Raw genomic sequence first — 23769 nt, forward strand, 5'->3', positions numbered from 1 at the left:
ATCTCCCGATTATTTCTGATCTGGAAGGAGTATTGTTCGAATGCGCCCAGTTATCAACTGAATCAATTGCGGCAAACTGGCTCCTGGTGATATCCCTCCACAACCCGGAGCACTTGGTGATGATAGCCTCAATGCAGCGTGTAATTCTCCCGCCCCAGGCCGCAGTCTGGGGACTTCTGCTGGCCAACGGATTTCTGATCGCGCTGATGCTGGCGCTGGCAAAAGCGGCAACATCCCAGGGCATGCCGGCCATCACGTACGCATTCTGGCAAACACTTATAGCAGGAGCCGTTCTGGTGCTGTGCACCCAAAAACGCCGTTCTTTGTTGGAACGTCGCCTGACCCGCTATTTTCTCATCAGCGGCTTGACTGGTATCGCGGTCCCGAATGCCATCGGGTTTTATCTGGTCACCAAACTCGGAGCCGGTTTCACGGGGATCATGTATGCCCTGCCACCCATATTTACGTTCCTGCTCGCCACCAGCATCGGCCTGGAAAAGCGTAGCTGGATCAAACTGACCGGGCTATCCATGGCGGTCGTCGCCTGCGCCTGGATTGTGCTGCAACGTCATTCTGAGATCAGCAGCCCGAACATACTCTGGTTTGCCATGGGCCTGATTATCCCGGCCATGCTATCCATCGGTAACGTCTATCGCTCAGTCGCCTGGCCTGATGATGTGAAACCGATGATCCTTGCATCGGGTACACTGCTGGCGTCGGCTTTCACGCTTAGCCTGTTCGCAGGTCTGACAGGGACCTCCCTTTTTCCGGAAAGCACAGGATTTCATCTTCCGGGCATTGTCATGCTTCAGGGCCTGCTAACCGCGCTGACCTACCTTTGCGCCTTTGAACTTCAGCGTCGCTCCAACCCGGTTTTCTACAGTCAGCTCGGTGCCGTAGCGGCCGTATTCGGGTTGCTGATCGGGATTATCTGGTTCAAGGAAAACTACTCGTTAACCATCTGGCTGGGAGCCTTCCTCGTGATCCTTGGGCTCAGGATCAGCAACAGGAAGACCGCGCAAACCACCGCAACCTGAAATCATCAACCAGATTCATAACCAGCACTCAAACAAATTCATTTGCCTCATCCGGGTACCATTCCTAGGATGGTGACTTCTGTCACCCATAATAAGAATCACACCCCGGGGAACCAGGCACCATGACTTTCCGCTCCGTACTGATTGCCAATCGCGGCGAAATCGCGATCCGTATTGCCCGAGCCTGCAACGAACTCGGTTTGCGGGCAGTCTCCGTATTCTCTGAAGACGATGCCGGCAGTCTGCATACCCGTATGGCCGATGAGGCAGTGGCTCTCACGGGCCGTGGCGTTAAGGCGTACCTTGATGGGGCGCAACTGATAAACGCTGCAAAGGCCCATGGCTGCGAGGCGGTCCATCCAGGCTACGGCTTTCTGGCGGAGAACGCCGGTTTTGCCCGCGAATGCGAGCAGGCCGGACTGGTCTTTATTGGCCCGTCGCCGGACGTGCTGGAGGGGTTTGGCGACAAGTCGGCAGCCCGGGCTCTGGCAGAGCGCTGCGACGTTCCTCTGATCAAGGGAATCAACAAACCGGTGAGCCTTGGCGAAGCCCGGACTTTCCTGAGGGAGCATGGCCCTATTATGCTCAAGGCTATTGCCGGTGGTGGCGGCCGAGGTATGCGGGCGGTCTATTCCGAAACAGAGCTCGAGCAGGCTTTCCAGCGCTGCCAGTCCGAGGCTGAGGCAGCGTTCGGCAGTGGATCACTTTACCTTGAGCAGCTGATTGATAGAGCGAGACATATTGAAATCCAGATAGTTGGCGACGGTACCGGGGCTGTCAGCCACCTTTGGGAGCGCGACTGCAGCCTCCAGCGGCGCAACCAGAAGCTGATCGAGATTGCGCCGAGTCCTTCACTGGACGCCTCGATCCGGGACGCCATGATCGACTGCGCCCTGAAATTGGCCAGATCCGTTAACTACCGTGGCCTCGGTACCTTTGAGTTTCTGGTGGACCAGGACCAGCCCGGCCGCTTCTATTTCATGGAGGCCAATCCCCGCATTCAGGTTGAGCACACCGTCACCGAGGAGATCACGGGTGTTGATCTTGTGCAAACCCAGCTGCAGTTACTTGCGGGCCACAGCCTCGCGGATCTGGCCCTTGAGTCTGCACCAACGGTTCGGGGATTCGCGATCCAGGCACGGGTCAACAGCGAAACGCTGCGCCCTGATGGTCGTGCCACCGCCGCGACCGGCACACTGAGCACCTACGAGCCACCGTCGGGCCCGGGTTTACGAGTCGATGGTTATGGTTACGTCGGCTATACCGTCAGCCCGTCGTTTGACTCCCTGCTCGCCAAGCTGGTTGCTCATGGCAGCGATTATCCATCAACACTCCGACGGCTGTATCGGGCCCTTTGCGAGTTCCGGCTGACCGGTGTCAGCAGCAATATTGGCCTGCTCCAGAACCTGGTCCGCCACTCGAGCGTTGAAACCTGGGCGGTTACTACCCGTTTTGTCGAAGACAACCTGGAAGCCCTGATCCCGCAAGAGACCAGTACAAGCCATCCGCACCTGCACTTTGGCAACACATTTGCCGCGGAGGACACCGACAGCCCGGGCACCACACCCGCACCGGCCGGCACCATAGGCATCGAAGCACCCAGTTCAGGCACTGTTGTCAGTATTGATGTTACACCGGGAGATTCAGTCGCCATCGGCGACCCGATCGCGGTGCTTGAAGCCATGAAAATGGAATTCGTGGTCAAGGCAACGCGATCCGGCATCATCCATACACTTGCCGCAGAACCAGGGACAACGGTGAACGAAGGGCAGGCGCTGGCCTTTCTGGAACCAGCCGACGTGGACGCCAGTAGTATTCAGAGCGAAGAGACAGTTGATCTGGAGTACATCCGGGCCGATTTAACAGAGGTTCTGGAGCGCCATAACCGGCTGACTGATGACCGCCGCCCGGAAGCCGTCGCAAAACGCCGTAAATCCGCACAACGAACCGCTCGTGAAAACGTTGAAGACCTGCTCGATCCGGGCAGTTTCAACGAATACGGGGCCCTGGCACTGGCGGCACAGCGTCGCCGACGTTCCGTGGACAAGCTGGTTGAATTGAGCCCGGCGGATGGCCTGATTACCGCTATCGGCACCGTGAACGCGCCGGAGTTTGGCCCCGAGGCTGGCCGTTGCGCCACCATGGCCTACGACTACACCGTGTTCGCCGGCACCCAGGGGCTGGCCAATCACCGCAAGGCAGACCGCATCCTGGCTCTGGCCGAGCAATGGCGAATTCCACTGGTTCTATTTGCGGAAGGCGGGGGTGGTCGCCCATCCGACACCGACACCAACGGCGTGTCCTTTCTGGACTGCCATACCTTTGTCAGCATGGCACGACTCTCCGGCGTAGTGCCCACGCTCGGAATTGTCTCCGGCCGATGCTACGCCGGCAATGCAGCCCTGTTGGGCTGTTGCGACACCATCATCGCCACCGAAGATGCCAACCTGGGCATGGCAGGGCCCGCGATGATCGAGGGCGGCGGCCTTGGGCGGTTCAGCCCGGAAGACATCGGGCCAGTCTCGGTTATGGGCCCCAACGGAGTGATTGATATCCCGGTTGAGAACGAAGCCGAGGCAGTCCGCGCGGCGAAGCAATACCTGTCTTACTTTCAGGGCACGTTGGAGGGCTGGCAGTGTGAAGATCAACGCCTGCTCCGCCACCTGATCCCGGAAAATCGCATGCGGGTTTACGATATCCGCCAGGTCATCGAAACCTTGGCCGATCAGGACAGTGTTCTGGAACTTCGCCAGCAATTTGCGCCAGGGCTAATAACCGCTCTGGTGCGTATTGAAGGCCGTCCCATGGGCCTGATCGCCAACAATCCCGCCCATCTGGGTGGTGCCGTCGACGCCAATGCAGGTGACAAAGCCGCCCGCTTTATGCAGCTGTGCAATGCCCACGACCTGCCAATACTGTCCCTCTGTGATACACCCGGTTTCATGGTCGGGCCTGAAGCCGAAAAGCAGGCCACTATTCGCCATGTCTCGCGCATGTTCGTGACAGCAGCCAAGCTCAACGTGCCTTTCTTCACCGTGGTTCTGCGCAAGGCTTATGGTCTTGGCGCACAGGCAATGGCAGCGGGAAGCATGGTCACACCCTTTTTCACCGCAGCCTGGCCCAGCGGTGAGTTCGGGCCCATGGGCTGGGAAGGCGCCGTGCGGCTGGGGTTTGCCAAAGAGTTGGCCGCCCAGCCCGACGAGGAATCCCGCAAGAAGATGTTCGATGCGTTTGTCGCCAAGGCCTACGAGCAGGGCAAGGCCATCAACGTGGCCAGCTATCTGGAGATTGATGCAGTGATCGACCCTAAGGAAACACGAGCGTGGCTGGTCAGGGGGCTCGATTCCACATCCGCCGGAAATCCGGGCTCTGGCGGAGAGCGGCGGTTTGTCGATACCTGGTGATGGCCAACCTCAGAACTGACTTCTCCCTCGCAGCAGAATCTGGACATCATCAATACTGTCATCGCCATCCAGGGGGAAGGCAAAATCCAGGTGCAGCATTCGTTGCACCTCGATACGGCTGGACGCCAGCCGCATACCAAAGCCAACATCTTTCAGCACGCCTTCATCCGGCCCACTGTTCCGGTCGTCGGTAAACCAGGCTCGGCCTACGTCAGTGAACAGCACACCACCCACACGAAACAGCTTGAATGGATGCCAGTCCGGGAAATAACGGCGCTCGAGCGTCCATAGCACACGACGGTTACCCTGCTGGTATTCACTGGGGTAGCCGCGCAAACCGTTCTCACCGCCAATGAGCAGTTGCTGGTCGGCCGTCAGATTGTGCGCTGCCGTGAACGCCAGGTTGGTGTACCAGCTATTCCAGCGCTCGGAGCCGCCGTGAAAATACTGAACGCTCACTGTCCCCTGCAGGTTCTCCACCCGGTCGTCACCAAGCCGGTAAGTGCCACTCTGGCTGAGGGCGTAGCTGGCGTAGTTGGTTTCCGATGCATGCAGGGCATCCTCGAAATCCATATTCAGCACCACACGGTCCTCGGTGGCACCCAGCCCGCTACCGGAATAGCCAAACTCGGTTCGCCAGACAAATCCATCCCGCACATCCTCCACCCGTTGGAGACGCGTCAGATTGGTCATCTCGCGGAAGCGGTTCTGGCGATAATCAAATCCTACCCATGGGTAACTGAGGGTGCGGTCATCGGGAAGGACGTCCAGGTTGGGCTCGCCAGGCACCCGCTCAAACTCCAGGGCATCGTAACGGTAACCCGCCAGCAGGCGAAGTTGCCTGTCATCACGCTCTGCCAGCCGCCAGCCGCCGTCGATGCTGAAAAATTCCTGACTGCGACGGTAATCCGCAATGGCCTCGGCCCCGACAAATCGGGATTCTTCCCGTACATCGTCCAGGCCGCTGACGCCGAACCGCCACGACGTGGTCTCGCTGAAGAACGGCCGTTCGAGATAGGCACTTCGGCCCCGGCCGTCACTGCGCTCATCAAAGGAAAAGCCCGCCTGCCAGTGGGAGCCCAAGACGTTCGGATCATCAAAATACAGACTGGTTTCGGTGCGGTCCGGGTCCTTCGCGTAGCCTATACCAAGGCTCTTGCCTGACCCGGCAAAATTGGGATCAGACAGTCCGAAATTGGTGGTGTTCTCACCTCCTGATCGCGACACGCCAACGCTGGGAAAAAGTGTCCAGGTATCCCGCGTCAGAACACTTACCTCGATTTCGTCCCCACAAACGCGTGTCACGCCCACCCATGCCGCCGTCAAATACTCCCGCTGGCGCAGCACCCGCTCGGACTCGGAAATAAGCTCGGCCTCGTAGACATCGCCTTCCTCGAATACCAACTGCGCACGCAAGGCAGATTCCCAGGTAGGCGTATTGAGTGCGTTCAAAGTTCGATACAGCGCGTTATCCTGCTCCGGATCGGTGGTATCAAAGATGGGTCGGCGAAGAATACGGATGCTGCCAATGCGCGCGCCCTCCGGAATCACCAGATCATCCTGGCGGGCAAGTTGATCCCTTGGCTTATCCAGGTCAATGGATTCGGGCTGAATCTGGCTGGCAACGCAACCTTCCTCACTGGAAAATTCCGCCCCGAAACACGGCCAGGCCAACGTCAGCCCAGAAACGACAAGTGCTTTCCGGAACGCCATACCGCCCTCATTTCGCCGACAATACATCTGCCTAACAGCATAGAACAATCCCGGATGATATCCCCGAAAGCCTCCAGCTCAGACTCTGAAAAGCAGCCATCACACACGATAAAAGGGCTTGATTCACCGGGTTGTAACCCCGCCAACAGGAAGTCCCGGCTTGCTGGCTAATGTCGAGCCAGCTGCGAGAAAGACACCAGATCAACGTCGCCTGCAAGCACATCGGCCAGATGGCGGATGTGCTCGGGCGTAATCTCACAGCAGCCGCCAACCACGCTCGCGCCATCGTCCAGCCACTGTTTCACCCGCAGCGCGTAGGCACCGGGGGAAATATCCGGCCTGGCTTCCAGTTCATCCACCAATGCTCCGCTGGCCATCGGCTCGACGGTTTTGAACGCGTTAGCGTAGCCTCCCGTCAAGGGGAAAAGGCCTGCCAGCTCAGGCATTGCCTGCGAAATCACCTCCGGATCGCAACAGTTAAGCAGGATAGCCGTTGGCGCTGAGGGCGTAACCGCTTCGACAGCCTCTGCGAGGGTTTCTCCGGACCGAAGCTTGCCATTGGCTTCCAGTCTGAATGCCACCCCGAAGGGCTTGCCTGATTCACTGGCGGCTGCACAAGCGGCGCTTGCCTCCAGCGAGTTCGTCATGGTTTCGATGAGAAAGACGTCCGCCCCACCCTGAAGTTTAACGAGAATATCGAACTCCGATTTCAAATCCTCAAAGGTCCGGGCAGGCTGGCTCCGATAGCTTCCGACCAGGGGCGGCAGGCAGCCGGCGATATCAACGTCGGCGCCCGTTAGCGCGATGGCGCGCTCCAATACCTCGAAGGCCCGTTGATGGATTGCACCAATCTCGTCACCAAGACCTTCCCTGGCCAGTCGCGTGGGCGTTGCGGCATAGGTGTTCAGTGTCAGGGTCCGGGCGCCCGCCCTGATAAAATCGGCATGGACATCGGTAACAACGTCCGGCTGCTCCCGCATTACCGCCACTGACCAGAGCAGTGAAGTGACATTCATAGCCCTGCGATAGATTTCCTGGCCCAGGCCGCCATCAAGAAGTGCAACAGATTTCATAGAGTACTCGTCAGGGTGTAAGGATTGATCAGGCGAAATACTCCTGAATCCAATCGAACAGCTTGGTCGCCGTCATGTCGCCAAGCGCCATCTGCTGGAAATCATTCCCCACTTCGTCCTCAATGGTCACGAACTGGTAAAGAAGAATGCCGGGCTGTTCATCGTGCAGTATAAGCGTAATCCTTCGGCGAGTGCGCAGACAGTCAATGGTCATCACATCGGCCGGTATACCGGCGTCGCGCATACCACGGCGAACCTCCACCACCGGATTGATGTGCTGGTGGGTTGCCTGGATGCGGGCATGGGCGTCGCTGGCAAGGTCGGACAGGGTTTTCAATGGATCTTCAGACATCGGAATCCTTATGCAAAGACAAACGCTCAGTTCTCACTGATCTCAGAGTAGCACTCGGCCAGGTAGTCGATGAAGGCTCTCACCGCTGGCAACATCCCCCGGCGCGAGGGAAACACCAAATGGATGACTTCCCGCCGCGGCTCCCAATCGCGCAGCAACCAGACAAGTGCACCGCTGCTCAGTTCCTCGTTAAGCATGAGCAAGGGGAGCTGGACAACGCCGGCTCCAGAAAGGGCCGCCTTCTTGAGAGCTTCCATATCCGTGGTTGCGTAGCGAGGGGTGTAAGCGACGTCCTTTCGCTCGCCGGTTTTGTCATACAGAGTCCATACCTGCTCTGCAAGCGAGCCGGAGCGAGTCAGGGCCGGCCACTGCGAAAGGCTTGCTGGATCCTCAGGTAGCCCGCCCATTCGGTCGACAAGGGCCGGGCTGGCTACAAGACATTGCCCGCGGTCCGACAAAATACGCAATATCAGATCACTGTCCTCCAGTGGCAGAGGGCGAACACGAAGTGCCACGTCCACACCCTCCGCAAGCACATCAACACGGCGGTTGGTTGCTTCCAGCTCGACCGACACCCTTGGGTAGCGACTCATGAATTCACCCACCATTTCGCCGACATGAAAATGCAGCAGGCCCACCGGGCAGGTTACTTTTATTGTTCCACAGGGCTCTCCCCGCACCTGGTCCACCGCCTCTTCAGCCGCCTCCGCTTCGACCAGCATCGCCTGGCAGTGCTCGTAATACCGCTGCCCAATATCGGTAACTGAAAACCGCCGGGTCGATCGGTGCAAGAGTCTTACGCCAAGCCGATCCTCAAGCGAAGCAACGCGTCGGCTGAGCTTTGACTTTGGAATGCCAATGGCCCGCTCCGCCGGCGCAAAACCACCGGATTCGACGACTTTCACGAAGTAATAAAGATCGTTCAGATCTTGCATGGCCTAACCGCTGTTCTAAAAATGGAACACTGAAGCCTATTTTAGCACTCTTATCACCAATTCAACTCTGATTTAGCCTGAATGTGACCACCGTTGGTCTTATTACCAGCGGGTTGGCCCCAACATCTGAAAGGAGATAATCATGAGCAAGCCCTATGTTCGCCTCGACAAAAACGATGCCGCGGTGCTCCTCGTAGACCACCAAACCGGCCTGCTATCCCTGGTGCGCGATATCGACCCGGACAAATTCAAGAACAACGTTCTCGCTCTGTCGGATCTGGCAAAGTACTTTCAATTGCCGACAATCCTGACTACCAGCTTTGAAGACGGCCCGAACGGCCCACTGGTTCCAGAACTGAAAGAGACGTTTCCGGACGCCCCGTACATTGCCCGTCCCGGCCAGATCAACGCCTGGGATAACGAAGACTTCGTGCAGGCCGTCAAGGCAACCGGTAAGAAACAACTGATCATCGCAGGCGTAGTGACCGAGGTATGCGTGGCCTTCCCGACACTGTCGGCACTTGCTGAAGACTTCGATGTGTTTGTTGTAACCGACGCCTCCGGAACATTCAATGAACTGACACGGGATTCCGCGTTGGATCGCATGTCGGCAGCCGGTGCCCAGCTGATTACCTGGTTTGGCGTGGCCTGCGAACTGCACAGGGACTGGAGAAACGACATTGAGGGCCTCGGCCAGCTGTTCTCCAACCACATTCCGGATTACCGGAACCTGATGAACAGCTACACAGCGTTGACCTCAAAGTGATATCCAGGCTGAGCGCCACCGACCACCAGAGCGGATTGGCCGGAGGTGCTCAGCCGGGAATAATCCGGAATCAGCCCCCGGCAGGCAGAGTCCCATGCCAGACCGGCAGTGCCAGATCCTCCGGATCGTCATTCGGACCGCCGGTGCGGCTTTTGAACGCCCCTTCTTCAATCGGTATCCGGAACAACGCAGTTGCCTTTCGCTCCTTGTCATTCGGTGTCCTCACCTGCTCCCACCGCCCTGGCTCTAGCTGGTTGATGATCGCACGGAACGCAGCGTCAAAGGCGGCATCGTCATTTACCGGCTCAGCCCGCCCAAACAGCACCAGTGACTCGTAGTTAGCGCTGTGATGGAACGCGGATTTGGTCATCACCCACTCATTCGTCACCGCAAACGAAATACACAGCAATGCCCCAGACCCCAGGCGCCGGGACAAGCGTCCCCCGTTCAAGGTGTGTAGATAAAGATCATCACCAAGTCGCCAGGCAGTGATCGGAATGATTCGAGGCTCGCCTTCCTCAACAAATCCCACGTGAGCCGTTTTGAGCCGATCAATCAGCCTGTAGGCCGTTTCACGGTCATAGCTGGCCCGCTTTGCCGCCCTCTGAACCCTGCTACGAGGACAGGAAGTCAGAAGTGATGCCATAGTTCCCGCCTGTTCAATCGTCGTCATCAGAAGCTCCTTTCTGGTCCTGCGCCTCAAAAATGTACGTCTATTGAAAGGCACTTCTGATACCATCAAAAGATCCAGATTATGAATTTTAATAGGACCAGTTGATGTGATCGACGATATCCGGCTGGATGGCAGGCATCCATTGCAACACCAACTGTATCAACGACTGTCCGAACGGATACTCGACCAGCGTTACCCAGCCGGGCGCCAACTGCCGCCCAGCCGCCAGATGGCGCAGGACCTGGGCATCAGCCGCAACACGGTGAACGCGGTTTACGAACAGCTCAAGGCCGAGGGCTTTCTTCAAAGCCGTGCTGGCAAGGGTATTTTCGTCCATGAAGATATCAAATCGGCCGTGAACCCATCAGGGCCGGGCCTTAGCAAACCTGGTGGTGTCTCCATGGAACTGCCACCACTGCCTGCACTTCCACGGGGGAAGTCGAAGCCTGCTGAGGACGCAAGTTTGCCGTTCCAGCCGGGCCTGCCGGACCTTGATGCGTTTCCGATCCGGACCTGGAACCGGATCATGCACCATCAGGAAAGCCGCCGGTCACTCCGGGGTTATGACAGTATCCAGGGATATCAGCCCCTGAGACGCGCCATCGCCGCCTACCTGAGCACCTCCCGCGGTGTTCGCTGCGAAGAGCATCAAGTCATCATCACCAACGGCGCACAACAGGCACTCTCGCTGCTTGCGGATGTGTTTTTGCAGCGGGATGACAGCATCCTGTGTGAAAACCCCGGATACCGTGGCGCCCGAAATGCACTTGGCCGTTTTGGCAACCCACTGATTCCAATACCCCTTAGAAACCAGGTTCTGGATGTGGAAGCGTTGCCTGGCCTTGAGCCTGCCAGGGCCAGACTCCTGTTCTGCACACCCACGCACCAATACCCCATGGGCGGCATTCTGGACCTGTCCCAGCGCATGGCGCTTGTTCAATGGGCCCACCGCAATGAGTGCTGGATCATCGAGGACGACTACGACAGCGAATTCCACTTCTACAACAAGCCCTTCGCTGCCATTCAGGGCCTGTTCGAGCATGCGCCCGTGCTCTACATGGGCAGTTTCAGCAAAACGCTGCTGCCGGCATTAAGGGTAGGCTATCTGGTGGTCCCAGAGCCAGTGGTCGAACCCTTACTCTGGGCGAAGCAGATCAGCGGCGGCGAAACGCCCCTTCTTACCCAGGCAACCATCGCCGAATTCATTGAGAGTGGTCAGTTCACACGCCATCTGCGGCGCATGCGCCAGCTATACCGGGACAAGTGGCAACTGTTCCAGCGTGAGGTTACGGAAAAGCTCGGCGGTCTTGCTCAACCAGTGGCGGAAAGCGCCGGGATGCACCTCGTACTTGAAGGAGATTTTGACGACCTGACGGTCAGCCAATGGCTGAAAACCAGGGGATTTGGAAGTACACCGCTGAGCGCGCACTTCCTGGGAGATTCCGCCAGAACCGGGCTGGTTATGGGGTTTGCCAGCGCCAATGAGCGCGAGATCAGAGAATGCGTCAACAGCCTGCGATCGGGGCTCGCCAAACCATGACATCAAAGCACGAAAAACAGATTCTTACCGCATGGAATGCAAATGCCGGTCCCTGGATCAGGGCCGTGGAACAAGCAGCCATTCGTGCGCCGGGCACTCTGACCACCAGCGCTGTTTTACGCGTGATTGAAGATTATTCGCCTGCAGGCGGCTCCATTCTGGACGCGGGGTGTGGCGAGGGCTGGTTGGTCAGGGAACTGACCCGCCTTGGCTACCGGAGTACCGGAATAGATGCCGTGCCAGAATTGATCGACCATGCCCGGCGCCAGGGAAGTGAAACGTTCAGGGTCCTCGACTACGAACAACTCCAAACAACCGGATTGGGCAGGTTTGACCTTGTCGTGAACAACTTTGCCTTGCTGGGAAACACCTCAACTTGTGCGTTTCTCAAAGCTCTGCCCGAGCTTCTCAACCCGAGTGGCGTGTGCGTCATACAGACTCTGCACCCTGTCGCCTTTTTCCATGAGGGGGAATACTCGGATGGGTGGAAGCCTGGCACCTGGGCTGGCCTTCCTGGCGATTTCGGTGAGCCTGCTCCCTGGTACTTTCGAACGCTCTCTGGTTGGCTGAACCTGTTCACGAAAACGGGATTGACGTTGCGGGAGATCAGGGAACCTTACACCGGGGGCCAACCACCCCAATCGATCATTTTTGTGGTTCAAAATACTCGGTAAGTTCAGCAGCCAGAAAATCAAAGACCGTCCGAACCCGAAGGTTCATCCTGAGTTCCCGATGCGAGACGAGCCAGACATCGCCGCCGAACACCTTATCCTCGAAGACTCTCTCAACATCAGGCTCTGCATCGCCCAACTCAACGGGCATCATGCCAATACCGATACCCGCCCGAGTCATTTGCCAATGCACCAGGTGACTGTCCGTCTTTGCGACAAAGTTCTCCTCCCGAAGCCTGATGCCACGCGTCGATAATGCGCCCACGTAAGCCGCGTTGTTCGACAGAAAGCCTATGAACGGCCCCTCACAAAAGTCTCCATTGCAAAGCGATGGCACAGTGGCAAGGAGTTCCGGCCTGGCGTAGAGAGTCGCTGAGAATTCCCCTACCTTGCGGGCAATCAGATCAGGTTCGGTAGGTCGAAAATTACGTATGGCAATATCTGCTGCACGGCGTCGAAGATCGCTAGCCTCGTTGGAGGCAACAAGATTGACGCGAACGCCCGGATACTGATGTCGGAGTCTGTGGATAATCGGCGGCAGAATGTAGGCCGCTGTGATCTCCGATGCCGAAATCGCAATCTCGCCTTCAATGGACGTTGCCCGACCGGTTGCCGCGAGCGATAGGCTGCTGGCAGCCTCACCCATTGCTCGAACATAGGCCAGCAAATCGAGACCCGCCTGCGTTAGCTCCAACCCCCGACCACCCCGCTCAAAAAGCGCGGTGGACAGTTCTTCTTCCAACGCAGCAACCTGCCTGCCAAGGGTTGGCTGAGATACCCCCAGAGCTTTTGCGGCAGCAGACAGAGATCCTTCCTCGGCAGTCACGAGAAAGGCTCGAGCCCGGTTCCAATCGAAATTCACAGATTGCCAATTCATTCAATATTGCATATCAGCAATACATTTATGGCAATACTACCAACAGATTTGCACAGATAGAATAGGTTCACTGAATTTATGCCGCCAGGCTGGAAAGGAGAGTTCATGAGCTCGTCTGTCAATTTCTGGAACCGAAGTGCTGCCCGTTACGCCCGGCGCCCTATTGCAGACCAGAACGCCTATCTGAGAAAGATCGTCCTTACCCAAACGTACTTCCACCCTGAAATGGACGTGCTGGAGTTCGGCTGCGGCACCGGGTCCACAGCTTTGATCCATGCCCCCAAAGTCCGCAGCTACCTTGCGACCGACGCCTCCTCCCGAATGATCGACATTGCCCGGGAGAGGATGGCAGAAAATGCTCTCCACAATCTTCGTTTCGTCGTTGCCACGCTTGAGGACATGCAACATCGGCAGCAAGCGTTCGACGCGATTCTGGGATTGAACATCCTGCACCTGCTCCGAGACCCGGAGCGCGCCATAAACCAGGTTTTCAACATGCTCAAACCCTGCGGTGTGTTCGTCAGCAATACCGCCTGCCTTCAAGATACTTGCCCCTATTTGAAACCAGTCGCTTCCCTGGCCCGAGGTCTGCGACTCGCGCCTTATGTAAATTTCTTGTCCCGTTGTCAGTTAGAGAGGCATCTGGAGTGCGCCGGATTCCAGATTGATTATCGCTGGGTGCCTGAAACCTCAAAAGACGTTTACTTCCTGATCGCCAGGAAACCAGAATAGGACTGAGGTCATCATCAGAAGAGCAATGTCGACCAATGAAGACAACACTTTCCCTAATCGCCCTCATCGCATTGACCACCGGCTGCAGCCACAGAGCTGTCTATGAGAACGCTCAAATAAATCAACGGAATGACTGCGCCAACGAACCCCCATCGACCTACTTCGAATGCCTGGAACGCACGAACAAACCCTTTGATAAATATCAGCGCGAAAGGAAAGAACTGTTGGAAAAACCAGAAGCGGATGGCAAGCTTCCCTGAACCCACGGCAAGCTGTATTTCAGCGCCAATCAACCCAGTCTCTGGGGAACCAGCTGACCGAAACCGTCACTGGGCGTTTTACAGACCAGACCATGTGGTACCTGATTGGCGGGGCAGCCTCGGCGGCAGCGGGCGCCTTCCTTCTGTTTTTCAAGAAATAAGCCTCACCACTTTTTTCAACGCTGGGGCCTGACCAGAATCCAGCTGGCCAGGACCAGCGCTCCAAAAACCGTGTAAGCCACGATAAACACCCACTCCGGCGCACTGTAGTACAGGATGGACTGCAGCCAGTGCTGGATGAACGATCCTTCGTAACCCGCCTCTCCGGCCTTTGCCCGAAGCGCCATTTCCCAGCTCGTAAGCGGGCACAACACGCCCAGCCAGGACTGCAGAACGACAATAGCAATAACCGCCAGGTGGCTCAGCCGGAACCAGAAATTGCGAACCCACTGCCACTGCAGGAAATAGCCCGCAAAGGTCGCCACCAGCCCAACGATGACAAAAACCACTAGCATCGTATGCAGGACCAGAAGCGCATCAGCAAAAATCAGTAACCATTGGCTGTCCATCGCTACTCTCCAAAGACTCGCTAATCTCCAAAGACTGCTGAGTTGCCAGTTTTGGGCTATTGTACAGGCACGTCAATCACTGACAGTGAGGGAGCGACCAATGAGCCACAGCCCACTTCCAGCAAGGCTCGGATTCCTCTACCCGGGCCATGCAGCCGAAGACGATTACCCCCTGATGGGTTCCATGATAGAGCCCCCGGCACAGGTAACTCTCGTCCACACCGAATTCCTGGAGGACGCCCACACCGTTGAAGCCCTCAGTGAGATGGGCAGCATCGGTCGTCTTTCAAAAGGCGCCGAAGCACTGGCTGATTCAGGGATTGAGTCGGTGATGTGGACATCCACCAGTGCGAGCTTTGTTCTTGGCCTTGACGGCATTCGCCACCAGATCGACACGCTCGAGAAAGAGCTTGGTGTACCAGCGTCCACAACCGCAATGGCATTTGCCAGGGCGATAAAAGCCATCGATGCCAAGCGGGTGGCCATTGCTGCCACCTACCCCGAGGAGGTCGCGCAGCGTTTCAGGGCTTTCCTCAATCATTTCGATATCGAAGTCGTGCATCTGGCCAGCCGCGGAATTATCACAGCCGCGGAAGTCGGTTTGCTTGAAAAAGACGCAGTTATCGAATTCGCGCTGGCCAACGTCAGAAAAGAGGCCGATGCCCTGCTGATTCCAGACACAGCTCTCCACTCTGCGGCTTGGCTCGAGGATCTGGAAAAGGCAATCGGGCAGCCAGTGCTTACCGCAAATCAGGCCAGTTTCTGGGAGGCGCTGCGATTGTGCGCGAAACTGAAACCTCGGGACGGGCTTGGGCACCTATTCAAGAAGATGCCTGAGGGTTAAGCCATTACGTAGCGCGCCCTGCCCTGTTTTTTCGCACAGTACAGGGCTTCGTCGGCCCTTCGGATCATGTCGTCGATTGAATCGAATTCGCTGGCAAGTCCCTGGCAAATCCCGATCGAGCAACTGAGTACCCTGCTGTCGGGGCTACCCTCGTTTGGCACAGCACGCTCTTGCCATTCTTCAAGAATCTCTGCCGCAAGCCGTTCTAAACGGTCAGCATGCTCGCTCTCAATCACCGCCATGAATTCCTCGCCACCGTAGCGCCCGAGAATATCCGTCTGTCGCTTGAATACCTGCCTCATGATGTCCGCCTGCAAACGAATAGCTCGATCGCCCTCCTGGTGGCCATAGCGATCGTTGAACTGCTTGAAATTATCAAGATCCATCATGAATACGGCGAGCGGCTGATTGGAACGCCGCTGCAAGGCAAACAGGCGCTCTGATTCACTCATCAGAGCCCGGCGATTGAATAGATCCGTCAGTCCATCGACGGTGCTCAGGCCAACCAACTGCTCATTAGCATCCTCCAGCTTCCCCAGCAATCGATCAATCCTGTGCCTGCCAATCACACCGACAAACAGTGAGCCAACCACGAACCCGGCATTCATCCATGTTCGCTCACCGTAGACCGAATCCAGCGCCATCAAACCGACAAAGCCGAGCGAACTGATCAGCATCGCGGTTAACGCGTAGTAGAACTTCATTCCGAAAACAAAGAAACCGAAGAAGGCATACAGCAGCGTCCCCTCATAGGGAAAACTGAATGCCGCCTGTTCCCAGGCCACATGGATCAGGTAGTAATTGGCGTAGGTGATGCTGAGAACGGTCGCCAGGAAGGCCGTTTGTGCGAAGCGGAGAAACTGCGACACGAAGGTGAAAGCAAGCAAGCCAGCAAGAATCGGAAGTTGAATGAGGGCTCTGTTGGTGATGTAAGAACCCGCCAGTTCAGGCGGAATCAACTGAAGGTCACCAATCATGAACAGAGAGATCAGAATACCGCCAACCACGATGGAGAGGCGCAGCATAAGCATGTCGCGGGGGGATACGGTATTTGATTCAACCGAAGGAGTCGGCATAAAAGTAGAGCTCACGGCGCACTTTATTCCCTGTACCAGCCAGATCTAAACAGATTCCTCGACCCAGCACCAGTGTCTAGCCGATTCAGAACACAAGCGTAAGTCCACCGGTCACAACAGCGAGCACCACGGATAACCAGAAAACAGTCATCCAGGGAAACGGTGGTGGGGGTGGCTCAATCGCCAACTCTTTTTCCAGATAGTTTCTGAGCAGGCGGGTGTTGCGGGTGTTGGCTTTGTAGACGGCATCAAAGGCATCACCCACAACGGGCAACAGGCCACCCAGGAAGTCGACACCCATATTGCGGAGCATACGGAGCTTTACGGCCTTACTGGCGCCGGCCCGCTGTGCCTCAATCAGCACATAGCCGGATAGCACCAGGCCAGCCGCGTCCCCCACCACGGGCAACAAGCCGATAACCGCATCTGCTCCGATCCGGATCTTGGTAAACGGAAGCTCAATACTGCTGTCGGTAAAGCGGCTGAACTTGTCCAGCCGCGCCAGAATGGCCCGCTGTCGGGCCTCGGAAGGTTTCGCCATGTCCGCTCCAGTTCGAGATTTCACTCGGGCTTTGCGCCGATTTCCTCGAACGCCTGCACCAGCGTATCGGGCTCCTGGGCGCCGGAGATAAGGTACTTCCCGTTGATGATAAACGCCGGGACGGCAGAAACGCCTGCCCGTTGATAGGTTGCTTCATCCTGCCGGACCACCCTGGCGTACTGATCGGATTCCAGAATGTCTCGAGCCTTTTCAGGGTCCAGCCCCAGCCGTTCAACACAGCTCAGCAGCACTTGGTGGTCAGACACATCCTCCGCCCTCCCGAAATAGGCCTCGAAGAGCGCCTGCTTCATCTCCGTCTGTTTGCCCTGCTCACCGGCCCACTTCACCAGACGGTGAGCATCGAAGGTATTGCAGGTGAAGCGTTCCTGCATTTTCTCGAAGTTGAGGCCAAGATCTTTGGCGATGGCCATCATCTGGTTCTGGCTGGCACGCATTTCCTGCTCACTGCGGCCGTATTTTCGGGCCAGAGCGGGAAGTATGGGCTCACCCTCACCAGCGTGATCGGGGTTCAGTTCAAAGGCATGCCATTGGAGACCAAAGTCATACTCAGGTGTCAGTTGTTCCATGGCCTGCTCCAGCCGGGCATAACCAATCGCGCACCAGGGGCAGGCAATATCTGAAACGATGTCGATATGGATTCGTGGCATGGATAATCCCGTCGGGTTGAGGAAGATGAATTAGCCTAACACGAACGTTCACGTATACTCCTCAGAACCAACCTTTAACAGCCGTAGAGGACCACCCCAATGGCCGACGAAGATACACTCACCGCCCTGAAAACCGCCTTTACCTTCATGCCCCAGCCGGTCGAGATCAACCGGTTTGAATACGGAGATGATGCTGACAGAATTCTGGCTCAGGTGAATTTTGTGCGGGAAGTACTGATCAGTCACGGTATCGATCCGGAGGAAGTCTCCGGCGAAATCAACCCGGACTCGTCACCGAATTCCTGTTACTGAGTCGACCGCCCTCCAGGAGAAAGCATGCCTTATCAGTTCGAAGACCTGAAAAAGAGCTGCCAGACGGAATGGCAGGCCTACATCGAGCACAGCTTTGTACAGCAACTGGGTAATGCGTCATTGGCGCCCGAGGCGTTTCAGCACTACCTCAAACAGGACTACCTGTTCCTGATCCAGTTCGCCCGAGCCTTCGCCCTCGCCGCCTACAAAAGCCCGACGCTGTCGGACCTTCGCCAGGCCAAGGAAGGTTTGCAGGCCATCGTGGATGTAGAGCTGGATCTGCACATCAGCTACTGCAAGGAATGGGGCATTTCCGAACAGGAGCTGGCCAACCTGCCGGAAGCCCGCGCCACGCTCGCCTATACCCGCTACGTTCTCGACACCGGCAACCGGGGCGATCTGCTGGATCTGCACGTCGCCCTGTCGCCTTGCATGGTGGGCTACGGGGAAATCGCCAACTGGCTCAACGGCCGGGCGGAAACGATTCGGGGTGAGAACAACCCCTACGATGCCTGGATCGCCATGTACGAGAGCGACGAGTTCCAGGAGGCGATGCGAGCCGAGATTGGCTGGCTCAACGAGCGACTGGCCGATGTCTCCCCTGCCCGCTTCAAGGAACTAACCCGGATTTTCAGCGACGCCACCCGGCTTGAAATCGATTTCTGGGAAATGGGCCTGAAGCAGAGCGATTAACCTGCACTACGGGTGTGGCAGGTGGCGCGCAGGTTGAAGTTCAATCCCGCGCTGCCTGCTCCTCCCGCAACTTGGCCCGCACGTTCATCAACACTTTCCCATAACGGTTTTCGCCCCGCCGGTCCCGACCACAGCCCCAGAAATAATCGAAATTGCTGTTTTCAACGATTTTCGTATCGCCGGTATCCAGCAGAGCCTCTGCCAGCTCGGGATGGGTGCGGCAGCGCACGTAGATCCCCCGTGTCATAACGGTTTCGCGCACCTGCTTCCAGTCCCTCCGCAGGCTCTTGTGGCGCTTGCGCCCAAGCTTTCCTGCCTTGCCGGGCGTATCGGCGTTACGCACCTTTTCCTGGCGGTTGTCGTCGGTGAACTTCATGCCCTGGAAATAGTGTTCCACGGTTGGCCAGACTTTGCCTTCCAGCTCAAAACTGTAGGGGGCATGGGTGCCTAGCGGGTTTTCCGGGTCGGTTCGTGACATGAACAGATCGTTCTCGCCGTTGTCGTCGGGGAAAAGAGACATGATTAAAATCCTTTGGAAACGTTTCAGTGGCCACGGTGCTGGACAATACCATTACGATGCGTCGACTCTTCACTACTATCTTTGCACATCGAAGCGCACCGAGCACAATTGACCGTGCGCTGCAGACCGCGCACACTGGATTCAGAGACTCTGCGAGAGCGAGCACTTCTACGATGCCTGCAAACGTAAAAACCCGGATCCTGTTTCACTCCAGACGCCTGAATATATACCTGGTCCGGTATCCAGAGGGCCATAAGGTAGGGCCGCACGTGGACATGGTGTCCGAGGGCCGGCTTTACAAACTCAATTGTGTTCTGGCCAAGCCCAAGGCAGGCGGTGAGTTCATCTGCGAGAAGAACATTTTCAACCTTTTCGGGAGAGTGTACCTGTTTCGCCCGGATCTCTATCAGCATCGGGTATCAAAGATCGAGCGCGGAAATCGATGGCTACTGAGCTTTGCGTTGACTTCCGGACTCCACAACCCAAGCAGGACAGTGCCATGATGTATTTTGCCCATGAAATGAGCCGCGCTGCGCTGATGCCCTTGCGCATGATGACAGACGCACAGAGTAAACTGCTCCGGCACCCCCTAAGCCCTCTCTCCCGCTTGCCGGGCGCCCGGAGTATAGCGTCCGCCTATGGCGTATTTGGCGACTTGACCCGGCGCTACCCGAAACCCGCCTTCAATCTTCACTCGACAGTGTGCGATGGCGAGCAGGTCGACGTTAGTGAAGTCATCATCCAGCGAAAACCCTTTGCCCAGCTCAAGCATTTCCAGCGCAGTGTATCGCGGCCCGATGACCCGAAGCTCCTGATCGTTGCGCCCTTATCGGGGCACTTTGCCTCGCTGCTGCGGGGTACCGTAAAGGAAATGTTGCCAGACCATGATGTCTACATCACCGACTGGCGCGATGCCTGCCGGGTCCCTCTGTCCGCTGGCGATTTTGGGCTCGACGACTACATCGACTACGTTATCGATTTTATCGAACAGCTCGGGCCAGACACCCACGTATTGGCAGTGTGCCAGCCCGTCGTGCCGGTGCTGGCAGCTACTGCCATCATGGCCGAGGATAAGAATCCGGCAACGCCGCGCTCACTGGCTCTCATGAGCGGCCCCATCGACGGGCGTATTGATCCCACAGCGCCGTGTGAACTGGCCACCAAACACAATCTGGCCTGGTTCCGGCGCAACCTGGTTCACCCGGTCCCGGCGCCTTACCCGGGAGCCATGCGGAAAGTGTATCCCGGATTTCTGCAACTGACCGGCTTCGTGAACATGAACTTCGACCGACACGTTGACGCCTACCGGGGGCTCTTCAAGTCCATGCGTGACAAGGAAGTCGAGAAGATCAGGCGTCATCGTGAGTTCTACGACGAGTACCTTGCCGTCATGGATCTGCCGGCCACTTATTACCTGGACACTATCCAGCGTGTCTTCCAGGAATTTCATCTTGCCCGGGGTTGCTTCATGCATCGCGGCCGAAAAGTGAATCCGGCCGCTATCGAGACAACCGCACTGATGACGATTGAGGGCGAGAAAGACGATATCTCCAGCCCCGGGCAAACCCGGGCCGCCCATGACCTGTGCGTGAATATTCCGGACGCGAGGCGTCTGCACCATCTGCAAAAGGGTGTTGGCCATTACGGTGTCTTCAACGGCAGTCAATGGCGCGAATCCATTGCGCCCCGGCTAAAAACATTCATCCGCGAAGCGTGACAGGCATCACATTTTCTTGTCGCATCTCAGGAGCTCTGCTAGCTTGAATGAGGTTATCAATAATAAGGAATAACACTCAGAGCGAGCTACCGCTCCAGGGAGCATGTCATGCAAGACCTCAAGGGCAAGGTCGCCCTCGTAACCGGCGCCTCACGGGGCATCGGTCGTCATATCGCACTTCAACTTGCCCAGCGCGGCGCCGATGTCGCGATCAATTACCGCTCCCGTCAGCCTGAAGGCGACGAAGTTGCCAGGGAAATCGAGGCGACCGGCGTCCGGGCCCTTGCCTTCAAAGCAGACCTCTCAAAGATGCCGGAAGCACGGAGCCTGGTCCGTCAGGTTCAAGAAAAGTGGGGCCGCGTAGATATCCTGGTGAATAACGCGGGCATCACCAAAGACAAGTCCATGAAGAAGCTTACCGACGACGATTGGAACGACGTCCTGGATACCAACCTCGGCAGCGTCTACGCCACCTGCTCGGAAGTGTTGAAGATCATGATGGACCAGAAGTACGGCCGCATCATCAACATTACGTCTTTCGTCGGGCAGGCCGGTAACTTCGGGCAAGCCAACTATGCGGCCAGCAAGGGCGGCATTATTGCGTTTACCAAGACCCTGGCACTGGAAATGGCCAAGCACAACATTACAGTCAATGCCATCGCCCCGGGCTTCACCGAAACCGAAATGCTGGCTCAGGTCCCCGAGAACATCCGCGAACAGATCATTGCCCGGGTGCCGATGGGCCGGTTTGGCAAACCGGAGGAAATTGCCCGCGCCGTTGTTTTCCTGGCAGCTGAAGGGGATTACATCACCGGCCAGCAGATCAACGTGAATGGTGGCGTTTACATGTAACACGCGAAAGGCAGAGGCGAAAAATGGCTGATAAACCAATAAAAAAGCAATCAACGCCTGACTTCGAACCCGACGTGGTAAGCCGCTCACTGGTACGAGCGAGCGTGCATGGCGGGCACCTGCTCAAGCGCTCTATCATGCGGCGTTTACGCGGTGGCCCGCCAAACCCCGCCAGCATTGCAAGCATGACAAAACCGTTTGTCACGATGACCAGCAAGTTGGCCACCCAGCCGGACACCCTTGTTTTCGCGCAGATGCGTCTGGTCAGAGACACCACGCGGTTCTGGTCTGGCCTGTTGACCAGCACTATCGGCAAGAAACCACTGGCCGTAGCCGAACCGGAACCTGGTGATGGCCGCTTCCGGGACCAGGCATGGAACGACGTCATAGCCTTCAACGCCGTCAAGCAGGCCTATTTACTGTCAACTCGCTGGGTGATGGACACCATTGACGATGTCAGAGATCTGGACGATCAAAATAAGCGCAAAGTCCGTTTTTTTACCAGCCAGATGACCGACGCCCTCGCCCCGAGCAACTTCATTCTGAGCAATCCGGAAGTGTTGCGCACAACCGTCAAGACACGGGGCAAGAACCTGCTGCGAGGCCTGGCGAACCTGCTGCGTGATCTGGACGAGGGGAAAGGCCCGATGCCTTTCCGCATGTCCGACCCGGACGCCTTTGAGGTGGGCGATAATCTGGCCAACACACCCGGCGACGTGGTGTTCCAGAACGATCTGATGCAACTCATCCAATACCGGCCGACCACTGAGACCGTTCATCGCCGGCCTTTGCTGGTGATACCGCCCTGGATCAACAAGTACTACATCCTCGATCTTGGCGAGAAAAAATCCTTCATTCGTTATTGGGTGGAACAGGGGCACACCGTGTTTGTGGTTTCCTGGGTAAATCCCGGGCCAGAGCTGGCGCATAAGAGCTTTGAGGATTACATGCTCGAAGGTCCGATCGCCGCCATGGATGCCATTGAGCAGGCGACGGGTGAGCGAGAAATCAACACCGTCGGATACTGTATTGGCGGAACCCTGCTCGGTTGCACTCTGGCCTGGCTGGCCGCTCGCGGGGATGATCGCGTAAAAAGCGCAACGTTTCTCAACAGCATGATGGATTTTTCAGACGTAGGAGATCTGGCAGTCTTCATCGACGAGGACTCGATCGCCAACATCGAGAAGGCCATGCACAAACAGGGCTATCTTGAGGGTGCCTCTATGGCAACGGCCTTCAACATGCTGCGGGCAAACAGCCTGATATGGTCGTTTTTCGTCAACAACTACCTTCTCGGCCGCGATACGGCCCCCTTTGACCTGCTGTACTGGAACTCGGACGCTACCCGCATGCCAGCGGCCATGCACAGTTTTTACCTGCGCAATATGTACCTGAACAACCGGCTGCGTGAACCCGGTGGCATTACCCTGGCGGGCACGCCGATCGACTTGAGAAAGGTGAAGATTCCGAGCTACTTCGCATCCGCTATTGAAGATCACATCGCGCCCTGGGTTTCCTGCTACAGGGGGGCACGCACCCTGGGCGGGCCACTGCGTTTTGTGCTCGGCGGTTCAGGACATATCGCTGGCATCATCAATCCACCTGAGAAGAAGAAGTATGGCTATCGTCTGAACAACGAAAACCCGCAGGATCCCGAGGAATGGCTGAAAGGCGCCGAGCAGTTTGAAGGCTCCTGGTGGCCCGACTGGGTGGCTTGGGCAGAACAGTTCGGTGGTGGCGAAGTGAAGGCACGAGTCCCGGGAGAGGGCAATCTGCCCGTGATCGAGCCCGCACCGGGGGCTTACTTGCGCAACGAGCCGGCACCTCCGACCCCGGCAGTACGGAAGCCACGGCAAACGTCACGAAGGAAATCGGCTTCTGATAGCCAGAAAGTCCCATCACCGGAGAAAGTCACGCAGTAAAGCGCCCGAGAAACGAGCGGGG

General features: G+C 57.1%; 26 protein-coding genes. 15 read left to right on the forward strand and 11 right to left on the reverse strand.

Annotation, left to right across the window (positions count from 1 at the left end; all coding sequences use genetic code 11):
- Positions 1-131 precede the first annotated feature (131 nt).
- Positions 132-1037: a DMT family transporter gene (locus ACESMK_RS06975; RefSeq protein WP_372996617.1), complete on the forward strand. Its 906-nt coding sequence runs from the start codon at positions 132-134 to the stop codon at positions 1035-1037.
- 122 nt (positions 1038-1159) lie between these two features.
- Positions 1160-4441, forward strand: a complete 3282-nt coding sequence (locus ACESMK_RS06980; protein ID WP_372996619.1) for a carboxyl transferase domain-containing protein — start codon at positions 1160-1162, stop codon at positions 4439-4441.
- 9 nt (positions 4442-4450) lie between these two features.
- Here the strand turns inward: ACESMK_RS06980 and ACESMK_RS06985 are convergent, their stop codons facing one another.
- The 4 genes from ACESMK_RS06985 to ACESMK_RS07000 form a co-directional block, all read right to left on the reverse strand.
- Positions 4451-6154, reverse strand: a complete 1704-nt coding sequence (locus tag ACESMK_RS06985; RefSeq protein WP_372996621.1) for a BamA/TamA family outer membrane protein — start codon at positions 6152-6154, stop codon at positions 4451-4453.
- 167 nt (positions 6155-6321) lie between these two features.
- Positions 6322-7227 carry a homocysteine S-methyltransferase family protein gene (locus ACESMK_RS06990; RefSeq protein WP_372996623.1) on the reverse strand — a complete coding sequence of 302 codons (906 nt, stop codon included), beginning with the start codon at positions 7225-7227 and terminating at the stop codon, positions 6322-6324.
- Positions 7228-7255: 28 nt separating this feature from the next.
- A complete protein-coding gene (locus ACESMK_RS06995) occupies positions 7256-7579 on the reverse strand; it encodes a hypothetical protein (RefSeq protein ID WP_372996625.1) in 324 nt (107 codons plus the stop codon).
- 26 nt (positions 7580-7605) lie between these two features.
- Positions 7606-8514 (reverse strand): LysR family transcriptional regulator, encoded by a 909-nt coding sequence (locus tag ACESMK_RS07000; RefSeq protein ID WP_372996627.1) that lies wholly within the window; start codon positions 8512-8514, stop codon positions 7606-7608.
- A 142-nt stretch (positions 8515-8656) separates the two neighbouring features.
- On the opposite strand from ACESMK_RS07000, the gene ycaC reads away from it, so the two are divergent.
- The gene (gene ycaC / locus ACESMK_RS07005; protein WP_372996629.1) at positions 8657-9280 is read left to right on the forward strand and encodes an isochorismate family cysteine hydrolase YcaC; all 624 of its coding nucleotides are present in this window, start codon (positions 8657-8659) and stop codon (positions 9278-9280) included.
- Positions 9281-9350: 70 nt separating this feature from the next.
- On the opposite strand, the gene ACESMK_RS07010 is transcribed toward ycaC, so the two are convergent.
- A complete protein-coding gene (locus ACESMK_RS07010; protein ID WP_372996631.1) occupies positions 9351-9953 on the reverse strand; it encodes a pyridoxamine 5'-phosphate oxidase family protein in 603 nt (200 codons plus the stop codon).
- Between the two features lie 106 nt (positions 9954-10059).
- Between ACESMK_RS07010 and ACESMK_RS07015 the strand changes: the two genes are divergently transcribed.
- Positions 10060-11493, forward strand: a complete 1434-nt coding sequence (locus ACESMK_RS07015) for a PLP-dependent aminotransferase family protein (RefSeq protein WP_372996633.1) — start codon at positions 10060-10062, stop codon at positions 11491-11493.
- Entirely contained in the window at positions 11490-12167 is a 678-nt protein-coding gene (locus ACESMK_RS07020; protein ID WP_372996635.1) for a class I SAM-dependent methyltransferase, read from the forward strand. The genes ACESMK_RS07015 and ACESMK_RS07020 overlap by 4 nt, the downstream gene beginning before the upstream one ends.
- On the opposite strand, the gene ACESMK_RS07025 is transcribed toward ACESMK_RS07020, so the two are convergent.
- Entirely contained in the window at positions 12139-13041 is a 903-nt protein-coding gene (locus ACESMK_RS07025; protein ID WP_372996637.1) for a LysR family transcriptional regulator, read from the reverse strand. The two genes, ACESMK_RS07020 and ACESMK_RS07025, sit on opposite strands and share 29 nt — an antisense overlap.
- A gap of 105 nt (positions 13042-13146) precedes the next feature.
- On the opposite strand from ACESMK_RS07025, the gene ACESMK_RS07030 reads away from it, so the two are divergent.
- Genes ACESMK_RS07030 through ACESMK_RS07040 form a run of 3 tightly spaced genes read left to right on the forward strand, consistent with a single transcriptional unit; the run spans position 13147 to position 14194 of the window.
- Complete coding sequence (locus ACESMK_RS07030; RefSeq protein ID WP_372996639.1) at positions 13147-13773, forward strand: class I SAM-dependent methyltransferase; 627 nt, start codon at positions 13147-13149, stop codon at positions 13771-13773.
- Between the two features lie 35 nt (positions 13774-13808).
- Positions 13809-14033 carry a hypothetical protein gene (locus ACESMK_RS07035; RefSeq protein ID WP_372996641.1) on the forward strand — a complete coding sequence of 75 codons (225 nt, stop codon included), beginning with the start codon at positions 13809-13811 and terminating at the stop codon, positions 14031-14033.
- Entirely contained in the window at positions 14030-14194 is a 165-nt protein-coding gene (locus ACESMK_RS07040; protein WP_372996721.1) for a DUF3185 family protein, read from the forward strand. The genes ACESMK_RS07035 and ACESMK_RS07040 overlap by 4 nt, the downstream gene beginning before the upstream one ends.
- 15 nt (positions 14195-14209) lie before the next feature.
- Here the strand turns inward: ACESMK_RS07040 and ACESMK_RS07045 are convergent, their stop codons facing one another.
- Positions 14210-14602, reverse strand: coding sequence for a DUF2784 domain-containing protein (locus ACESMK_RS07045; RefSeq protein ID WP_372996643.1), 393 nt, complete (start codon positions 14600-14602; stop codon positions 14210-14212).
- Positions 14603-14702: 100 nt separating this feature from the next.
- Between ACESMK_RS07045 and ACESMK_RS07050 the strand changes: the two genes are divergently transcribed.
- On the forward strand, positions 14703-15446 hold the full coding sequence (locus tag ACESMK_RS07050; RefSeq protein WP_372996645.1) for a maleate cis-trans isomerase: 744 nt from the start codon (positions 14703-14705) through the stop codon (positions 15444-15446).
- Here the strand turns inward: ACESMK_RS07050 and ACESMK_RS07055 are convergent.
- From ACESMK_RS07055 to ACESMK_RS07065, 3 genes are all read right to left on the reverse strand, one after another.
- The gene (locus tag ACESMK_RS07055) at positions 15443-16537 is read right to left on the reverse strand and encodes a GGDEF domain-containing protein (RefSeq protein ID WP_372996647.1); all 1095 of its coding nucleotides are present in this window, start codon (positions 16535-16537) and stop codon (positions 15443-15445) included. The genes ACESMK_RS07050 and ACESMK_RS07055 overlap by 4 nt on opposite strands.
- A gap of 70 nt (positions 16538-16607) precedes the next feature.
- Positions 16608-17063, reverse strand: a complete 456-nt coding sequence (locus ACESMK_RS07060; protein ID WP_372996649.1) for a DUF4112 domain-containing protein — start codon at positions 17061-17063, stop codon at positions 16608-16610.
- A gap of 20 nt (positions 17064-17083) precedes the next feature.
- Positions 17084-17731 carry a DsbA family oxidoreductase gene (locus ACESMK_RS07065; protein WP_372996651.1) on the reverse strand — a complete coding sequence of 216 codons (648 nt, stop codon included), beginning with the start codon at positions 17729-17731 and terminating at the stop codon, positions 17084-17086.
- Between the two features lie 99 nt (positions 17732-17830).
- On the opposite strand from ACESMK_RS07065, the gene ACESMK_RS07070 reads away from it, so the two are divergent.
- Both ACESMK_RS07070 and tenA read left to right on the forward strand, forming a co-directional pair.
- Positions 17831-18043, forward strand: coding sequence for a hypothetical protein (locus ACESMK_RS07070; RefSeq protein WP_053112840.1), 213 nt, complete (start codon positions 17831-17833; stop codon positions 18041-18043).
- A gap of 24 nt (positions 18044-18067) precedes the next feature.
- Entirely contained in the window at positions 18068-18736 is a 669-nt protein-coding gene (gene tenA / locus ACESMK_RS07075) for a thiaminase II (protein ID WP_372996653.1), read from the forward strand.
- Positions 18737-18776: 40 nt separating this feature from the next.
- Here the strand turns inward: tenA and ACESMK_RS07080 are convergent, their stop codons facing one another.
- A complete protein-coding gene (locus tag ACESMK_RS07080) occupies positions 18777-19256 on the reverse strand; it encodes an NADAR family protein (RefSeq protein ID WP_372996655.1) in 480 nt (159 codons plus the stop codon).
- Between the two features lie 173 nt (positions 19257-19429).
- On the opposite strand from ACESMK_RS07080, the gene ACESMK_RS07085 reads away from it, so the two are divergent.
- The 4 genes from ACESMK_RS07085 (at position 19430) to ACESMK_RS07100 (ending at position 23747) form a co-directional block, all read left to right on the forward strand.
- A complete protein-coding gene (locus tag ACESMK_RS07085; protein WP_372996657.1) occupies positions 19430-19759 on the forward strand; it encodes a 2OG-Fe(II) oxygenase in 330 nt (109 codons plus the stop codon).
- Positions 19699-20973 carry a polyhydroxyalkanoate depolymerase gene (locus ACESMK_RS07090; protein WP_372996659.1) on the forward strand — a complete coding sequence of 425 codons (1275 nt, stop codon included), beginning with the start codon at positions 19699-19701 and terminating at the stop codon, positions 20971-20973. Before ACESMK_RS07085 ends, ACESMK_RS07090 begins: the two co-directional genes overlap by 61 nt.
- A gap of 108 nt (positions 20974-21081) precedes the next feature.
- Positions 21082-21825, forward strand: a complete 744-nt coding sequence (gene fabG / locus ACESMK_RS07095) for a 3-oxoacyl-[acyl-carrier-protein] reductase (RefSeq protein WP_372996661.1) — start codon at positions 21082-21084, stop codon at positions 21823-21825.
- Positions 21826-21848: 23 nt separating this feature from the next.
- Positions 21849-23747 (forward strand): PHA/PHB synthase family protein, encoded by a 1899-nt coding sequence (locus ACESMK_RS07100; protein ID WP_372996663.1) that lies wholly within the window; start codon positions 21849-21851, stop codon positions 23745-23747.
- The last annotated feature ends 22 nt before the right edge of the window (positions 23748-23769 follow it).

Origin of the sequence: Marinobacter sp., from assembly GCF_041687235.1 — a bacterium.
In the GTDB taxonomy this organism is placed as follows: Bacteria; Pseudomonadota; Gammaproteobacteria; order Pseudomonadales; family Oleiphilaceae; genus Marinobacter.

Bases quoted from the DNA above. Each gene is read 5' to 3' on its own strand.
- ACESMK_RS07060 (WP_372996649.1), bottom strand. From the start codon at position 17,063: ATGGCGAAACCTTCCGAGGCCCGACAGCGGGCCATTCTGGCGCGGCTG.
- ACESMK_RS07045 (WP_372996643.1), bottom strand. From the start codon at position 14,602: ATGGACAGCCAATGGTTACTGATTTTTGCTGATGCGCTTCTGGTCCTG.
- tenA (WP_372996653.1), top strand. From the start codon at position 18,068: ATGCCTTATCAGTTCGAAGACCTGAAAAAGAGCTGCCAGACGGAATGG.
- ACESMK_RS06985 (WP_372996621.1), bottom strand. From the start codon at position 6,154: ATGGCGTTCCGGAAAGCACTTGTCGTTTCTGGGCTGACGTTGGCCTGG.
- ACESMK_RS07035 (WP_372996641.1), top strand. From the start codon at position 13,809: ATGAAGACAACACTTTCCCTAATCGCCCTCATCGCATTGACCACCGGC.
- ACESMK_RS07090 (WP_372996659.1), top strand. From the start codon at position 19,699: ATGGCTACTGAGCTTTGCGTTGACTTCCGGACTCCACAACCCAAGCAG.
- fabG (WP_372996661.1), top strand. From the start codon at position 21,082: ATGCAAGACCTCAAGGGCAAGGTCGCCCTCGTAACCGGCGCCTCACGG.
- ACESMK_RS07010 (WP_372996631.1), bottom strand. From the start codon at position 9,953: ATGACGACGATTGAACAGGCGGGAACTATGGCATCACTTCTGACTTCC.
- ACESMK_RS06990 (WP_372996623.1), bottom strand. From the start codon at position 7,227: ATGAAATCTGTTGCACTTCTTGATGGCGGCCTGGGCCAGGAAATCTAT.
- ACESMK_RS07080 (WP_372996655.1), bottom strand. From the start codon at position 19,256: ATGTCTCTTTTCCCCGACGACAACGGCGAGAACGATCTGTTCATGTCA.
- ACESMK_RS06995 (WP_372996625.1), bottom strand. From the start codon at position 7,579: ATGTCTGAAGATCCATTGAAAACCCTGTCCGACCTTGCCAGCGACGCC.
- ACESMK_RS06980 (WP_372996619.1), top strand. From the start codon at position 1,160: ATGACTTTCCGCTCCGTACTGATTGCCAATCGCGGCGAAATCGCGATC.
- ycaC (WP_372996629.1), top strand. From the start codon at position 8,657: ATGAGCAAGCCCTATGTTCGCCTCGACAAAAACGATGCCGCGGTGCTC.
- ACESMK_RS06975 (WP_372996617.1), top strand. From the start codon at position 132: ATGCAGCGTGTAATTCTCCCGCCCCAGGCCGCAGTCTGGGGACTTCTG.
- ACESMK_RS07030 (WP_372996639.1), top strand. From the start codon at position 13,147: ATGAGCTCGTCTGTCAATTTCTGGAACCGAAGTGCTGCCCGTTACGCC.
- ACESMK_RS07085 (WP_372996657.1), top strand. From the start codon at position 19,430: ATGCCTGCAAACGTAAAAACCCGGATCCTGTTTCACTCCAGACGCCTG.
- ACESMK_RS07020 (WP_372996635.1), top strand. From the start codon at position 11,490: ATGACATCAAAGCACGAAAAACAGATTCTTACCGCATGGAATGCAAAT.
- ACESMK_RS07070 (WP_053112840.1), top strand. From the start codon at position 17,831: ATGGCCGACGAAGATACACTCACCGCCCTGAAAACCGCCTTTACCTTC.
- ACESMK_RS07100 (WP_372996663.1), top strand. From the start codon at position 21,849: ATGGCTGATAAACCAATAAAAAAGCAATCAACGCCTGACTTCGAACCC.
- ACESMK_RS07065 (WP_372996651.1), bottom strand. From the start codon at position 17,731: ATGCCACGAATCCATATCGACATCGTTTCAGATATTGCCTGCCCCTGG.
- ACESMK_RS07025 (WP_372996637.1), bottom strand. From the start codon at position 13,041: ATGAATTGGCAATCTGTGAATTTCGATTGGAACCGGGCTCGAGCCTTT.
- ACESMK_RS07050 (WP_372996645.1), top strand. From the start codon at position 14,703: ATGAGCCACAGCCCACTTCCAGCAAGGCTCGGATTCCTCTACCCGGGC.
- ACESMK_RS07000 (WP_372996627.1), bottom strand. From the start codon at position 8,514: ATGCAAGATCTGAACGATCTTTATTACTTCGTGAAAGTCGTCGAATCC.